General features: G+C 66.7%; 14 protein-coding genes. 3 read left to right on the top strand and 11 right to left on the bottom strand.

All coding sequences use genetic code 11. The features are described from left to right. Positions 1-348: 348 nt before the first annotated feature. A complete protein-coding gene (gene phaP / locus DIE03_RS16225; protein WP_124452024.1) occupies positions 349-930 on the bottom strand; it encodes a TIGR01841 family phasin in 582 nt (193 codons plus the stop codon). A gap of 286 nt (positions 931-1216) precedes the next feature. Between phaP and DIE03_RS16230 the strand changes: the two genes are divergently transcribed. Next, a complete protein-coding gene (locus tag DIE03_RS16230) occupies positions 1217-1402 on the top strand; it encodes a hypothetical protein (protein ID WP_124452026.1) in 186 nt (61 codons plus the stop codon). A 33-nt stretch (positions 1403-1435) separates the two neighbouring features. Here the strand turns inward: DIE03_RS16230 and DIE03_RS16235 are convergent, their stop codons facing one another. The 5 genes from DIE03_RS16235 to DIE03_RS16255 form a co-directional block, all read right to left on the bottom strand. After that, positions 1436-2200, bottom strand: coding sequence for a ParA family protein (locus DIE03_RS16235; protein ID WP_122168431.1), 765 nt, complete (start codon positions 2198-2200; stop codon positions 1436-1438). A 113-nt stretch (positions 2201-2313) separates the two neighbouring features. Then, the gene (locus tag DIE03_RS16240; RefSeq protein WP_124452028.1) at positions 2314-2937 is read right to left on the bottom strand and encodes a DNA-3-methyladenine glycosylase; all 624 of its coding nucleotides are present in this window, start codon (positions 2935-2937) and stop codon (positions 2314-2316) included. Then, a complete protein-coding gene (gene mug / locus DIE03_RS16245) occupies positions 2924-3454 on the bottom strand; it encodes a G/U mismatch-specific DNA glycosylase (protein WP_124452030.1) in 531 nt (176 codons plus the stop codon). The genes DIE03_RS16240 and mug overlap by 14 nt, the downstream gene beginning before the upstream one ends. 135 nt (positions 3455-3589) lie before the next feature. Then, complete coding sequence (locus tag DIE03_RS16250; RefSeq protein WP_124452032.1) at positions 3590-4147, bottom strand: single-stranded DNA-binding protein; 558 nt, start codon at positions 4145-4147, stop codon at positions 3590-3592. A 100-nt stretch (positions 4148-4247) separates the two neighbouring features. Further along, entirely contained in the window at positions 4248-5435 is a 1188-nt protein-coding gene (locus DIE03_RS16255) for an MFS transporter (protein WP_124452034.1), read from the bottom strand. Positions 5436-5700: 265 nt separating this feature from the next. On the opposite strand from DIE03_RS16255, the gene uvrA reads away from it, so the two are divergent. Both uvrA and DIE03_RS16270 read left to right on the top strand, forming a co-directional pair. Continuing rightward, positions 5701-8586, top strand: a complete 2886-nt coding sequence (gene uvrA / locus DIE03_RS16265) for an excinuclease ABC subunit UvrA (protein WP_124452036.1) — start codon at positions 5701-5703, stop codon at positions 8584-8586. A gap of 246 nt (positions 8587-8832) precedes the next feature. Continuing rightward, on the top strand, positions 8833-9918 hold the full coding sequence (locus tag DIE03_RS16270; protein ID WP_185658173.1) for an AI-2E family transporter: 1086 nt from the start codon (positions 8833-8835) through the stop codon (positions 9916-9918). A 102-nt stretch (positions 9919-10020) separates the two neighbouring features. Here DIE03_RS16270 and purU read toward each other — a convergent pair whose 3' ends face one another. The 5 genes from purU to DIE03_RS16295 form a co-directional block, all read right to left on the bottom strand. Then, positions 10021-10905 (bottom strand): formyltetrahydrofolate deformylase, encoded by an 885-nt coding sequence (purU, locus tag DIE03_RS16275; RefSeq protein WP_124452038.1) that lies wholly within the window; start codon positions 10903-10905, stop codon positions 10021-10023. A 56-nt stretch (positions 10906-10961) separates the two neighbouring features. Continuing rightward, positions 10962-11828 carry an NUDIX hydrolase family protein gene (locus tag DIE03_RS16280; protein ID WP_124452040.1) on the bottom strand — a complete coding sequence of 289 codons (867 nt, stop codon included), beginning with the start codon at positions 11826-11828 and terminating at the stop codon, positions 10962-10964. 5 nt (positions 11829-11833) lie between these two features. After that, entirely contained in the window at positions 11834-12448 is a 615-nt protein-coding gene (locus DIE03_RS16285) for a LysE family translocator (RefSeq protein ID WP_124452042.1), read from the bottom strand. Between the two features lie 93 nt (positions 12449-12541). Beyond that, the gene (locus DIE03_RS16290) at positions 12542-13108 is read right to left on the bottom strand and encodes an adenine phosphoribosyltransferase (protein ID WP_011657958.1); all 567 of its coding nucleotides are present in this window, start codon (positions 13106-13108) and stop codon (positions 12542-12544) included. Positions 13109-13185: 77 nt separating this feature from the next. Next, positions 13186-15192 carry a monovalent cation:proton antiporter family protein gene (locus tag DIE03_RS16295; protein WP_124452044.1) on the bottom strand — a complete coding sequence of 669 codons (2007 nt, stop codon included), beginning with the start codon at positions 15190-15192 and terminating at the stop codon, positions 13186-13188. Positions 15193-15300 lie beyond the last annotated feature (108 nt).

Consider the following 15300-nt stretch of genomic DNA (forward strand, 5'->3'; position numbering starts at 1 on the left):
GCCGCGACCTTCGCAAGCGAGCCACCGAATTTGCCGACCGCGGTTCGCGCGGCCGATACGATCACTACGTCCGTCATGTTCAATTCCTGCATCGAAATCAGTTCGTCGTTCTGACGCCGGCACGCGCCGGCTGCAACGGGCGATGGCGCACGTCGCGCCATCCGGCGCGAGCGCGGCCGCACGCCGCCAAAGGGCGGACGCGGCGCCCGCGCACACCGGCGGCACGCCGGCACGGGCGCCTTGCGGCGAACCGGACGGCTGCCGGACACCGCGTGGCACACGCGGAGCCCGACGCCAGCCGGCGCCGATCAAGCGTGTCGCGCTCGCACGCGACACGCCGTCATGCAGTTACGCAGCCGATTCGCGTGCGGCAGCTTCCTTGCGGGCGGCGGCAGCCGTCTGCTTGGCGCCGCGCGTGGCCGTTTCGCTGACCGCATCGAAACCGCTCTGCGCGGCTTCGATCGCCTGACCCGTCGCTGCACGCACCGAATCAGCCGCGGCCGTCGCCGCGGACAGCGCCGAATTCAGCGCGGCCACCACCGGTGCCGAGCCGGCCGGCGCATGCTTCGACAGCTCGCCGAGCGCGTCCTTCAGGCGTTTGTCGTTCTGTTCGTACTGCGCCTGCGCGACCTTCGCCCATTCGGATTGCGTCGACACCGCGATGTCGAACAGATGGCGGCCATACGACACGACCTTGCCGGCCGCTTCCTGCGGTGCGGCGATCTGCTGCGCGAAGCCGGCGGCCGGGTTGTTGCTGTTGAACGCGTTCTTCAGCTTGTCCTCGTACTCTTCGAGCGCCGTCCGGGCCGCCTGCAGGTTGAGTTCGACGACAGCCTCCAGACCGTGGATCGCCGGACGGGCAATCGCAAACCACGCTGCGATACCGGACTGATAATCGGCGGTGAGTTTTTCGGGGGCAAATACGGACATCGGGCACGCTCCTGTTAGCAATGCGAGAGACGACGTAAAGAAAAATGGAAGCTCGATCGACAACGGCTTCCTTATTGGCAACCCGTCACTCATTTGAGTGCGGGAAGTTGAAGGAGGCCCATTCTAGATCGATTAATTGTCAATTAAATGGCATTAATGCTAGGTATAAACCCTTATTACCGCTTCAGGCAACCGCCGGAACCCGCGACTCGCCGACATCGCGGAAAGAATCCCTCAGACGTTCGATCCCGCAATGCCTTTTTACCTTTTTACAGGATAGCGCATCGTGACGTCGCGCAACATTTACCAATTCATTATTCCGTTTATTAGAAAACCGGCACGCATTGAAAATGGAGCAGTCACTTATGTAATCGTTTTTTCTGGATTTATTATGAAATCGTTTTCGGGATTATTAATGACGAAATCAATGATCGGACGAATTGCGGGTCGCGATGAAAATACGGCCGCATGAAGCGGCCGCGGTCGATGCGGGGAAAGCGTGGAATCAGCCGGCCAGTTCGCGGTGCAATGCGCGGAATTCCTGCGCGAGCTTGTGCCCCGGCTCGAGATGGATCACCGGCGTCGACTGCTGATGCGACTCGCGGATCTTCACCGACGCCGACAGCCGCGACGCGAGCACCGGCAGCCCTTCGTCGACGAGTTCGTCGACCAGCCGTTGCGGCAGGCTCGCGCGCGGCTGGAACTGGTTGATGACGATCCCTTCCACCTCGAGCGCCGCGTTGTGGTCCTGCTGGATTTCCTTCACGTTCTCGAGCAGCGTGTACAGCGCGCGGCGCGAGAAATCGTCGCAGTCGAACGGGATCAGGCAGCGCTCGACCGCGATCAGCGCCGAGCGCGTATAGAAATTCAGCGCGGGCGGCGTGTCGATGTACACGGCGTCGTAGGTGTCGAGCTCGTTCAGCGCGTCGCGCAGCTTGTAGATCTTGTAGCGCGACTCGAGCTTGCCGTGCAGCGTGTCGAGATCCGGATGCGCCGGCATCACGTCCAGCCCTTCGAACGGGGTCGGATGGATGAACGACGCGACGTCGACCGGACGAAAGTTGAAGGTCAGCGCGGTTTCGAAGAAGCCGGCGACGCCCGGTTGCGCGTCGGCTGCGGCATCGCCGAGCAGGTAGCGCGTGGAGTTCGCCTGCGCATCGAGGTCGATGACGAGCGTGCGCAGCCCTTCGCTCGCACTGATCGCCGCCAGGTTGCAGACGATCGTCGACTTGCCCACGCCGCCCTTCTGGTTGAATACGACCCGCCGCATGGTGTCTCCCTCGATCGAACGTCGAAAGGAACAGCTTAGCCGGTCAATAATGGCGGCCGCGTGACGCAGGTCGAATTGTGTGCGACTTGCGTGCGACCTGTGTGCCGCACGCATCAGGTGCGCGCCAGCGCCCCCGACACGTACCGGTTGCCGGGCACGCACCATCGCCACGGAAAATCCTGGCCGACGCGAATGCCGATGCGCGGCCCGGCCTCCGGATTGGCGGGCGGCGCCATGCCGTCGTCGACGATCGCGAACCCTTCGCGCGCATCGACCAGGTCGGCGCCGTCCTGCGCGCCGCCGATTCCCATCGCCTGGGTCAGCCGCGCCGGCCCGCGGCACAGGTCCCGATCGCGCGTCTGCGGCGGCCGGGCCGCGCGCATCCGGTCGAGGCCGTGCAGCGGCTCCAGCGCGCGGATCAGCACACCGGTGCCTGTGCCGTCCGGGCCGCACACGCAGTTGCAGCACCAGTGCATGCCGTACGTGAAATAGACGTACAGATGCCCCGGCGGCCCGAACATCGTCGCGTTGCGCGGCGTCCTGCCGCGATAGGTATGCGCCGCCGGATCGATCGCGCCGGCATAGGCTTCCACTTCGACGATGCGGCCGGCGCGGCCGTCCGCCGTCGCGAGGATCTTGTTGAGTAGTTGCGGCGCGACGTCGGTGGCCGTGCGGTCGAAGAATGCACGCGGCAGCACGATGCCCGGCCAACGGGAAGCCGTCTCATTGCGCCGCATGCTGCGCCGCCGTCGTCGCGGCCAGACAAAGCTGGCGGTACGCGTCGACCAGCTCGTCGAGGCTGAACGCGAGATTTCTCCCACTCGGATTGGGGAGCACCCAGACACTCGCGCCCTGCATGCGGGCCGGTTGCAACCCCCACGCGACTTCGCGCTGCCCCGACAGCGCCGAATACGCGACCTTGCCGAGAAAGGCGACGAAGCGCGGCTGGTAACGCGCGATCTTCTGCTCGAACGCCGCGGCCGCGGCGACGAATTCCGCGCGCGAAAGCTGGTCGGCACTTGCGGTCGGCCGTTTCACGACCGCCGTCAGGCCGCAGCCGTACGCGAGGATCGCGCGATCGTCCTGCGGCAAGATTTCCGCCGGCGTGAAACCCGCGAGATGGATCACGCGCCAGAAGCGGTTGTTGCGCCCCGCGAAGTGATGCCCGGTCACGGCCGCGGTCAGGCCGGGGTTGATCCCGCAGAACAGCACGTCGAGTCGTTCTGCGATGAGGTCGGGAAGTTCGTCAGCCACGTTTTACCCGGAGTGCGACGTACAGGAAAAGGGACAGGAACGACGTAAACGAAGCAAGGCCCGAAGACCCGGGCCAAGCAAGCGGCTTGACTCGGACATTCGGGCCCATCGTGATGCGGGATGCCGACTTGGCGATCAGAACGGGATATCGTCGTCCATCTCGTCGAAGCCGCCGCCGGCTGGTGCGCTCGGACGGCTTTGCGCGCCGCCGCCTGCACCGCCACGGGCCGCGCCGCCGGCACGACCGCCGCCACCGCCACGCTCCGCCTGCTCGCCGCGACCACCGCCGCCACCACCACCGTAGCCGCCGCCGTAACCGCCTTCGTCACCGCCACCACCGCCGCCGCCGCCGCCCGCACCGCGGCCGCCGAGCATCTGCATCTGTTCTGCCACGATTTCGGTCGAGTAACGATCCTGGCCGTCCTGGCCCTGCCACTTGCGCGTGCGGATGCGGCCTTCGATATAGACCGACGAACCCTTCTTCAGGTATTCGCTGACGATTTCCGCCAGACGGCCGAAGAACGCGACGCGATGCCACTCGGTCATTTCCTTGAAATCGCCGCTCGTCTTGTCCTTGTAGCGATCGGTCGTCGCGAGACGGATGTTCGCAACCGCGTCGCCGCTCGGCAGGTAACGGACTTCAGGATCGGCGCCGAGATTGCCGACGAGGATGACCTTGTTGACGGATGCCATGTGTTTCTCCAGTAAATTCGATGCCGGGCCGCCCGCGCCTGTTGCCGGGACGGCCCGCCGGGCAAGCCGGCACGCGGCCGGTGCCTGCCCGAAATAAGGTTCAGGCCTTGCGCGGCGGCGCCTTCATATTGGCCGCGATTATAAGCCACGCGGCCACGAGCCCCGAACACGTGTAGAACACCGTGTTCGCGCCGCCGTGCTTCAGCAGCCAGCCGCCCACGATGCCGCCGAGCGCGAGCCCGATCGACTGCGTGGTGTTGTAGACGCCCGTGGCCGCGCCCTTGCGCGAACCCGGCGCGAGCTTCGACACGAGCGACGGCTGCGATGCTTCCAGGATGTTGAACCCGAGAAAGTAGACGAACAGAATCGCCGCCACAATCAGGATGGTATGCGGTGCGCTGCCGAGCAACAATTGACCGATCAGGATAGCCAGAATGCCGCCGAGCAGCACCGGCTTCATCTTGCCCCGTTTTTCCGCGACGATGATCGCCGGGACCATCATCACGAACGCGAGCCCCATCACCGGCAGGTAGACCTTCCAGTGCGCGGCGACCGGCAGCCCGCCGTCGACCAGCAGGCGCGGCACGACGAGGAACAGCGCCGTCTGCGTCGCGTGCAGCACCAGCACGCCGAAGTTCAGGCGCAGCAGCTCGACGTTGTGCAGCACCTCGGCGAACGGCGCCGGCACGTGCACGGGCTTCGCCGCGTCGGGCACGATCCACAGCACCACGCCGATCGCGAGGATCGACAGCACGCCGACGATCGCGAACAGCCCGCTCATCCCGACCCAGTGGAACACGATCGGCGCGCCGACGATCGCGACCGCGAACGACACGCCGATCGACCCGCCGACCATCGCCATCGCCTTCGTGCGGTTCTGCTCGGAGGTCAGGTCGGCGATGAACGCGAGCACCGCGGACGATACGGCGCCCATCCCCTGGATCACGCGGCCGACGATGATCCAAGTGATGTCGTGCGCGGACGCGGCGACGAAGCTGCCGATCGCGAAGATCACGAGGCCCGTGGCGATCACCGGCTTGCGGCCGAACTTGTCGGATGCCCAGCCGTAGAAGATGTAGAACAGCGACTGCGTGACGCCGTAGGCCCCGAGCGCGATGCCGACGAGCAGCACGTTGTCGCCGCCCGGGATGGTTTTCGCATAGACCGAGAACACCGGCATGATCATGAACAGGCCGAGCATGCGCAGCGCGAAGATCGCCGCGAGCGACGTGGTCGCGCGCAGTTCGGGCGCGGTCATGCGGGAAGACGTGGCGGACGGATTGGACATCGGGAATGAATTTCGAATGATCGGAATGTCCGCCCGGCGGCGGGCGGCGGAAGATCAGGACCGGCGGCCCGGGAGGCCTGGCGGGCGACACGTCGGGGCACGATGCAGGCAGCCTGCGGGCCGCCCGGAACCGTGCGGCGCGACCGCTTTCCCCGGTGCGGGTGTCGCCTTGCTGCCACCTGCCGTAAAGGCGGGGGGCCGTAAACGACGGTCTCGAAAAGCCGTTATAGTAGCAGGTTTGGTTCCCTCCATTTTCGCCAGGTTCATGGAACAGATCCGTATCCGTGGGGCACGCACCCACAACCTGAAAAACGTCAATCTCGACCTGCCGCGCCACAAGCTGATCGTGATTACCGGGTTGTCCGGGTCGGGCAAGTCGTCGCTCGCGTTCGACACCCTTTATGCCGAGGGCCAGCGCCGCTACGTCGAAAGCCTGTCCGCGTATGCCCGCCAGTTCCTGCAGCTGATGGAGAAACCCGACGTCGACCTGATCGAGGGCCTGTCGCCCGCGATCTCGATCGAGCAGAAGGCGACGTCCCACAACCCGCGTTCGACCGTCGGCACGGTCACCGAGATCCACGACTACCTGCGACTTTTGTACGCACGTGTCGGCACGCCCTACTGCCCCGATCACGAGATCCCGCTCGAGGCGCAGAGCGTGTCCCAGATGGTCGACGCAGCGCTCGCGCTGCCCGAGGAAACCAAGCTGATGATCCTCGCGCCCGTCGTCGCCGACCGCAAGGGCGAGCACGCCGAGCTGTTCGAGGACATGCAGGCGCAGGGCTTCGTGCGCTTTCGCGTGCGCTCGGGCGGCGGCGCCGCGAACGAAGGCGTCGCGAAGATCTACGAGGTCGAATCGCTGCCGAAGCTGAAGAAGAACGACAAGCACACGATCGACGTCGTCGTCGACCGCCTGAAGGTGCGCCCGGACATGAAGCAGCGGCTCGCCGAATCGTTCGAGACGGCGCTGCGCCTCGCCGACGGCCGCGCGATCGCGCTCGAGATGGATACCGACAAGGAATACCTGTTCAGCTCGAAGTTCGCGTGCCCGATCTGCTCGTACTCGCTGCAGGAGCTCGAGCCGCGGCTGTTCTCGTTCAACAACCCGATGGGCGCGTGCCCGGAATGCGACGGCCTCGGCCAGATCACGTTCTTCGACCCGAAGCGGGTCGTCGCGCACCCGTCGCTGTCGCTCGCCGCCGGCGCCGTGAAGGGCTGGGACCGCCGCAACCAGTTCTACTTCCAGATGCTGCAGAGTCTCGCGGCGTTCTACGAATTCGACATCGACGCCGCGTTCGAGGACCTGCCGGAAAAGATCCGGAAAGTGCTGCTGTTCGGCTCGGGCAAGCAGACGATCCCGTTCTCGTACATCAACGAGCGCGGCCGCACGACGATCCGCGAGCACGTGTTCGAAGGGATCATCCCGAACCTCGAGCGCCGCTACCGCGAGACCGATTCGGTCGCGGTGCGCGAAGAGCTGTCGAAGTACCAGAACAACCAGCCGTGCCCGTCGTGCGACGGCACGCGCCTGCGTCGCGAGGCGCGCCACGTGCGGATCGGCACCGGCGACTACGCGCGCGGCATCTATGAAATCAGCGGCTGGCCGCTGCGCGACGCGCTCGGCTATTTCGACGGCCTGACGCTAGAAGGCGCGAAGCGCGAGATCGCCGACAAGGTGATCAAGGAAATCGTCGCGCGCCTCACCTTCCTGAACAACGTCGGTCTCGACTACCTGTCGCTCGAGCGCAGCGCCGAGACGCTGTCGGGCGGCGAGGCGCAGCGCATCCGGCTCGCGTCGCAGATCGGCTCGGGCCTGACGGGCGTGATGTACGTGCTCGACGAGCCGTCGATCGGCCTGCACCAGCGCGACAACGACCGCCTGATCGCGACGCTCAAGCACCTGCGCGACCTCGGCAACTCGGTGATCGTCGTCGAGCACGACGAGGACATGATCCGCACGGCCGACTACGTCGTCGACATGGGCCCCGGCGCCGGCGAGCACGGCGGCGTGATCGTGGCCGAAGGCACGCCGAAGCAGGTGCAGTCGAACCCGCAGTCGCTGACGGGCCAGTACCTGGTCGGCAAGCGCGTCATCGAATATCCGGACGAGCGGCTCGCGCCCGATCCCGAGCGGATGCTGCGCATCGTCGACGCGCACGGCAACAACCTGAAGCACGTCGACCTCGAGCTGCCGGTCGGCCTGCTGACCTGCATCACCGGCGTGTCGGGCTCCGGCAAGTCGACGCTGATCAACGACACGCTGTATCACGCGGTCGCGCGCCACCTGTACGGTTCGTCGGCCGAGCCGGCGCCGCACGAGGCGATCGAGGGCCTCGAGCACTTCGACAAGGTGATCAACGTCGACCAGTCGCCGATCGGCCGCACGCCGCGCTCGAACCCGGCCACGTACACGGGCCTGTTCACGCCGATCCGCGAGCTGTTCTCCGGCGTGCCGACCTCGAAGGAGCGCGGCTACGATCCGGGCCGCTTCTCGTTCAACGTGAAGGGCGGCCGCTGCGAATCGTGCCAGGGCGACGGCGTGCTGAAGGTCGAGATGCACTTCCTGCCGGACGTCTACGTGCCGTGCGACGTGTGCCACGGCAAGCGCTACAACCGCGAAACGCTCGAAGTGCAGTACAAGGGCAAGAACATCAGCGAAGTGCTCGACATGACGGTCGAGCACGCGTACGAGTTCTTCAGCGCGGTGCCGGTCATCGCGCGCAAGCTGAAGACGCTGCTCGACGTCGGCCTCGGCTACATCCGCCTCGGCCAGTCGGCCACGACGCTGTCGGGCGGCGAGGCGCAGCGCGTGAAGCTGTCGCTGGAGCTGTCGAAGCGCGACACCGGCCGTACGCTGTACATCCTCGACGAGCCGACCACCGGCCTGCACTTCCACGACATCGCGCTGCTGCTCGAAGTGATCCACCGCTTGCGCGACCAGGGCAACACGGTCGTGATCATCGAGCACAACCTCGACGTGATCAAGACCGCCGACTGGGTGATCGACCTCGGCCCCGAAGGCGGCGCCGGCGGTGGCCAGATCATCGCGCAGGGCACGCCCGAGCAGGTCGCGAAGACGAAGGCGAGCTTCACCGGCAAGTATCTCGCGCCGCTGCTCAAGCGTCCGACCCGCAAGGTCGCGGCCGGCTGACGCGCCGGCCCTTCCCGCGCGCGGCCGCCCGGCCGCGCGCGCGTCCCTCCGCGCCGCGCAACCGGCCTCCCCTCGTTTTCCCTTCTGCGTTTACACCACGCGCCAAACGGCCCCGTTGCGGACCATAATGGCAGCTATACTTTACGGTCGTAAGGTTCGCCGTACGCACCAATCCGGTGCGGCGCCGGGCGAACGCGGCTCTGCCGCGCATTCCGCGGCATGACACACGAACGACAGGAATCCACGATGGAGAAGCAACCAGACTCGTCGCGCGATGCGCAGAATCGCGAACCGCACCTGCGCAGCGTGCGGCTGACGAGCGACTTCAGCCTGCCGAAGCTGTCGGCGCTCGAGATCGGCAGCTACGTATTCGCGCTCCTCGCGATGTGGCTCGTGATCGAGCTCAAGCTGCTCGGCGGGATGCTGGCCGGCCTGCTCGTCTACCAGCTGATCCACACGATCGCGCCCGTGATCGAACGCCATACCACGAGCATGCGCGCGCGCTGGGTCGCCGTCGTGCTGCTGTCGATCGCGATCGTCGGCGCGCTCACCGGCCTGACGCTCGCCATCATCGAGCATTTCGAGCACACGGTGCCGAACCTGCAGAGCCTGCTCGGCCAGCTGATGCAGATCGTCGAGCAAACGCGCGCACGCACGCCGGCCTGGATCGCGAACCTGCTGCCCGTCGACGTCGAGCAGATGAAGACGAAGGCGGCCGTGCTGATGCACTCGCACATGGACCAGCTCCAGCAGAGCGGCAAGAGCGTCGCGCGCGGCTTCGGCCACGTGCTGTTCGGGATGATCATCGGCGCGATGATCGCGATCGGCGTCGAGCACGGCAAGGTGCGCCGGCCGCTGTCGACCGCGCTCGTCACGCGCGTGTCGCGCTTCGCCGACGCGTTCCGCCGGATCGTGTTCGCGCAGATCAAGATCTCGGCGATCAACGCGGTATTCACGGGCATCTACCTGCTCGTCGCGCTGCCGATCTTCCACCAGCGGCTGCCGCTGTCGAAAACGCTCGTGCTCGTCACGTTCATCGTCGGCCTGCTGCCGGTGATCGGCAACCTGATCTCGAACACGCTGATCGTCGCCGTGTCGCTGTCGGTCAGCATGGGCACCGCGATCGCGTCGCTCGCGTTCCTCGTCGTCATCCACAAGCTCGAGTATTTCCTGAACGCGAAGATCATCGGCGGCCAGATCGAGTCGCGTGCGTGGGAGCTGCTGCTCGCGATGCTGGTCATGGAAGCCGCGTTCGGGCTGCCCGGCGTGATCGCCGCGCCGATCTTCTATGCGTACCTGAAGCGCGAGCTGTACCTGCTGCGGCTGATCTGAAGCAGACTGCCGCGCTCACGCAATAAAAAACGCCGCACTCCGCAGGAGGCGGCGTTTTTGTTTGCCGGGACCGACGGGGCCGACCATCCGGCCGCCGTCGCATCAGCGGAACACGACCGTCTTCGTCCCGTTCAGCACGATCCGGTGCTCGACATGCCACTTCACCGCACGCGCGAGCGTCACGCACTCGACGTCCCGGCCGATCGCGGTCAGCTGGTCGGGCGTCATGCTGTGGTCGACGCGCTCGACTTCCTGCTCGATGATCGGGCCTTCGTCGAGATCGGTCGTCACGTAGTGCGCGGTCGCGCCGATCAGCTTCACGCCGCGGTCGAACGCCTGGTAGTACGGCTTCGCGCCCTTGAAGCTCGGCAGGAACGAATGGTGGATGTTGATCGCGCGCCCGGCGAGTTGCTCGCACATGTTCGGCGACAGGATCTGCATGTAGCGCGCGAGCACGACCAGATCGGCCTGGTGCTCGTCGATCACTTCCAGCACGCGCGCTTCCTGCGCGGCCTTCGCGGCATCGGACGAGCCGCCGATCAGCGGGAAATGATGGAACGGAATGTTGTAGCTCGCGGCGAGCTGGTAGAACTCCTTGTGGTTCGACACGATCGCCGGGATCTCGATCGGCAGCTGGCCCGTGCGATAGCGGAACAGCAGGTCGTTCAGGCAATGGCCGATCTTCGACACCATGATCACGACGCGCGGCTTCACGGCCGCGTCGTGCAGCTCCCAGCGCATCGAGAACTGCTCGGCGAGCGGTGCGAACTCCTTGCGCAGCGTGTCCAGCGCCGTCGCGGCATCCGTGCCGTTGCCGTCCTGCTCGAAGTGCACGCGCATGAAGAACTCGCTGGTGCGGCTGTCGCCGAACTGCGCCGAATCGAGGATGTTGTTGCTGCGCTCGAACAGGAAGCCCGAGACCGCATGGACGATGCCGTGCCGGTCGGGGCACGACAGTTTCAAGATAAAGCTGTGATCGGTCGGCATGACCGCTACTCCCTTTGTTTCCGTATTCGTCAAATGGTCCGTTCGCCGCGGCTGCGTCACGCGGCCGGTGCGAACAGCGCGTCGATCCCGGCCGCATCGGCCGCCGGAATCCAGCGGTGGCGCAGCAGCGTGTCGAGCGTCGCGAGGCTCGCGTCCATCGTCGCGCGGCCGTCGCGCAGCCAGCCGATCACCTCGGGCACGCCGGCCAGCAGGTGCTCGGCCACTTCGCCGTCCTGGTTGCGCGGCGCGAAATCGTGCGGCAGCGGCAGGTCGTACACGAAGATCAGTTCGGACTGCGTGCCTTCCGGCAGCGAGTTCAGCACCTGCACCGCGCGGCCCGCGATCGCGCGCGCGGCCAGTTCGGGCGGAATGCCGGCTTCTTCCCAGCATTCCTTCGCGAGCGTCTCGTGAACGCCCAGCCCCCAGCCGATGCCGCCGGCGACGACGTTGTCGAGCATGCCGGGGTCGGTGGCCTTGGTCGCGCTGCGACGGCCGAGCCACATCCGCGGCACGGCAGCGGCGGGCGGCTCGCCCGGCGCAACCGCATATTCTACGATGCCGTTCACGTGCACCGCATAGGTCTGCGTGCCGAAGAAGCGCGACGCGGCGCGCTCGATGTACGCGAGCGGCGGATCGTCGAAGCGGTTGCGGATCGCATAGATCTCGTCGCGCCAGCCGGGAATCGCGCCCTCGGCCGCCAGTGCGCCGATCGCGCTTGCGAGCGCCATGCTGCGCGCGTCGACCGAGTCGTAGCGCGCCGACAGCACGACGCGCTCGCCGGTCAGCTCGAACACGTCGGGCCAGCGCGCGAGCTTCGCGACGTCCTGGCGGCGCACCCAGCCGACCGCCTGGCCGGCGATCTCGAAACGCAGGTGCGCGGCCGGATCGAAGCGGCGCGCGGCCGCGATGCACGGAAACGTCATCGTGATCAGTCCTTCAGCGCGACGCGGATGCCGATCGCGATGAACGTCGCGCCGGCAATGCGGTCGAGCCACACGCCGGCCTTCGGGCGGCGCTTCAGCCACGCGCCGATCATGCCCGCGCCCACGCCGAACAGCGAGAAGACCACGGCCGTCTGCAGCATGAACAGCGCGCCGAGCTCGAACATCTGCAGCGTCACGCCCTGCGCGCCGTGCGGATCGACGAACTGCGGCAGGAACACGACGAAGAACAGCGTGACCTTCGGGTTCATCAGGTTGCCGATCACGCTCTGCCGGAAGATCGTGCCGAGCGGCTGCGGCGGGCGCGCATGCGCATTCGCGAGGCCCTGGCTGCGCAGCGCCTTGATGCCGATCCACACGAGGTACGCGGCGCCCGCGAGCTTCAGGATCTCGAACGCGACGGGCGACGAACGCAGCACGGCCGCGACGCCGAGCGCCGCGAGCGTCGTGTGGAACAGGATCCCGGCGGTGAAGCCGAGCGCGGCGACGAAGCCGGCCGCGCGGCCCTGCGAGATGCCGCGTGCGAGCACCTGGAGGTTGTCGGGACCGGGCGCGAACGTGATCGCGACCGACGTGGCGAGAAACAGCATGAAGTTGGGCATCGTGACCTCGCTGCGTAACTTGAACCAATGCGGTGAACCAACGCGGTGAACCAATGCGACGAACCCGGGCGACGTGCCCGGGTGGACCGGCGCTCAGTGGCCGGCGAATTCGGTAACGGTATAGACGGGCAGTCCGGCGTTGCGCAGCAGCGTCGAGCCGCCGAGATCGGGCAGGTCGATGATCGCCGCGCCTTCGACGACCACCGCGCCGAGCCGCTGCAGCAGGTTGCGCCCCGCCATCATCGTGCCGCCGGTCGCGATCAGGTCGTCCATGATGATCACGCGGTCGCCGGGGCGGCACGCGTCTTCGTGGATCTCGACCGTCGCGCTGCCGTATTCGAGGTCGTACGATTCCGAGCGCGTCTTGTACGGCAGCTTGCCGACCTTGCGGATCGGCACGAAGCCGACGCTCAGTTCATACGCGACGATCGGCGCGATGATGAAGCCGCGCGCATCGAGGCCCGCGACGTAGTCGAGCTTCGCATCGACATAGCGTTCGACGAACAGGTCGACGAGGATGCGCAGCGCCTTCGGGCTTTGCAGCAGCGTCGTAATGTCGCGGAACTGCACGCCCGGCTGCGGCCAGTCGGGCACCGTGCGGATCTGGCTGTGGATGAAGGCGACCGGATCGAGCGGTGCGCCCGGCGACGAATGCGGCATGAAACTCTCCGAAAAAAACGGTGCGCGAAGATCGGGCACCGTTTCGAATAAATACGGGTCGGGTTGTGAATCGCGACTCAGGCGGCCGCGGCCGGCGGATCGCGCCGATGGCGCGACAACCGCTCCTCCGCGAGCGCGAGCGCCTCGGGCAGCCCGCGCAGCACCACGATGTCGCTCGCGCGCAGCTTGGTCTGCGGATCGGGTTCGACGCCGCGGATGCCGTGCCGGCGGATCGCCGTGACTTCCAGCCCGAGCGCATACAGCCCGAGTTCTTCCAGCGAACGCCCGACCGCGTCCGCGCGCGCATCGACCGGCACCGATTGTAGCCGCACCTGCTCGTGGTCGTCGTCGTCCGCGTCGTCCGCGCCGCGGAAATAGCCGCGCAGCAGGCTGTAGCGCTCGTCGCGCATTTCCTCGACGCGCCGCACCACCTTGCGCATCGGCACGCCGACCAGCACCAGCGTGTGCGACGCGAGCATCAGGCTGCCCTCGACGATCTCCGGAATCACCTCGGTCGCGCCGGCCGCGAGCAGCTTCTCGAGATCGGCATCGTCGACGGTACGCACGATCGCGGGCAGCGTCGGCTCGAGTTCATGCACGTGATGCAGCACGCGCAGCGCCGACGGCGTGTTCGCATAGGTGATCGCGACGGCCGCCGCGCGGTGGATACCGGCCGCGAGCAGCGACTCGCGGCGCGCCGCGTCGCCGAACACGACCGATTCGCCGGCCGCCGCGGCCGCGCTCACGCGATCGGGATCGAGGTCGAGCGCGACGTACGAAATGCCTTCCTGTTCGAGCATCCGCGCCAGGTTCTGCCCGGCCCGGCCGTAGCCGCAGATGATCACGTGGCCGCGCTGCTTCAGGCTTTGCGTCGCGATCCGCGTCATCTGCAGCGACTGCTGCATCCATTCGGTCGACGACAGCCGCATCACGATCCGGTCGGCGTTCTGGATCAGGAACGGCGCGGCGAGCATCGACAGCAGCATCGACGCGAGGATCGCCTGCAGCAGCGTCGAATCGACGAGATGCCGGTCGAGGATCAGGTTCAGCAGCACGAAGCCGAATTCGCCGGCCTGCGCGAGGCCGATGCCGGTGCGCATCGCGACGCCCGGCGTCGCGCCGAACAGCCGCGCGAGCCCGGTGATCGTCGTCGCCTTGAACAGGATCTGCCCGACGAAGAAGCCGAGCACGAGGAGCGGGTGCTCCCAGATCACGCGCGGATCGAGCAGCATGCCCGTCGTCACGAAGAACAGGCCGAGCAGCACGTCGCGGAACGGCTTGATGTCCTCTTCCACCTGATGGCGGAACGGCGTCTCGGAAATGAGCATCCCCGCGATGAACGCGCCGAGCGCGAGCGACAGGCCGAACTTGTCGGTGATGAACGCGGCGCCCAGCGTGACGAGCAGCAGGTTCAGCACGAACAGCTCCTGCGAGCGGCGCCGCGCGACGACGTTGAGCCAGCGCGTCATGAAGCGCTGCCCGATGACCAGCAGCAGCGTAAGCGCGATCACGATCTTGACCGCCGCGACGCCAAGCGTGAGCGCGAGGTCCTTCGACGATTCGGCGCCGAACGCGGCGATCACGATCAGCAGCGGCACGACCGCGAGATCCTGGAACAGCAGCACGCCGAAGATGTTGCGGCCGTGCTCGGTCTCGATCTCGAGCCGCTCGGCGAGCATCTTCGACACGATCGCCGTCGACGACATCGCGAGCGCGCCGCCGAGCGCGATGCTGCCCTGCCACGTGATGTGCACCCAGTGCTCGAACAGCGCGCCGAGCACGAGCGCGAGCACGAGGGTCGCGACGACCTGCAGCAACCCGAGCCCGAACACGAGCCGCTGCATCGCCCTCAGCTTCGCGAGCGAGAATTCGAGGCCGATCGAAAACATCAGGAACACCACGCCGAACTCCGCGAGGTGCTCGGCCCGTTCGAGATCCGCCGCGACGCCGAACGAATGCGGGCCGACCAGGATGCCGACGGTCAGGTAGCCGAGCATCGGCGGCAGGTTCAACGAACGGAATACGACGACGCCCACCACCGAAGCCAGCAGCAGCAGCAGAGTCATTTCGAGCGGGGAAATCACAGGCGAAGCGTCCTCGTTCGTCGGGGCCACGGCAATGCGGGCGCGGGTGGTGGCGGTGGACAGGCGGCATCGGACGAGTCCGAAGGCCCGGCGCGGCGAACAAACGCC

Source organism: Burkholderia sp. Bp8992, from assembly GCF_003853705.1.
Lineage (GTDB): Bacteria > Pseudomonadota > Gammaproteobacteria > Burkholderiales > Burkholderiaceae > Burkholderia.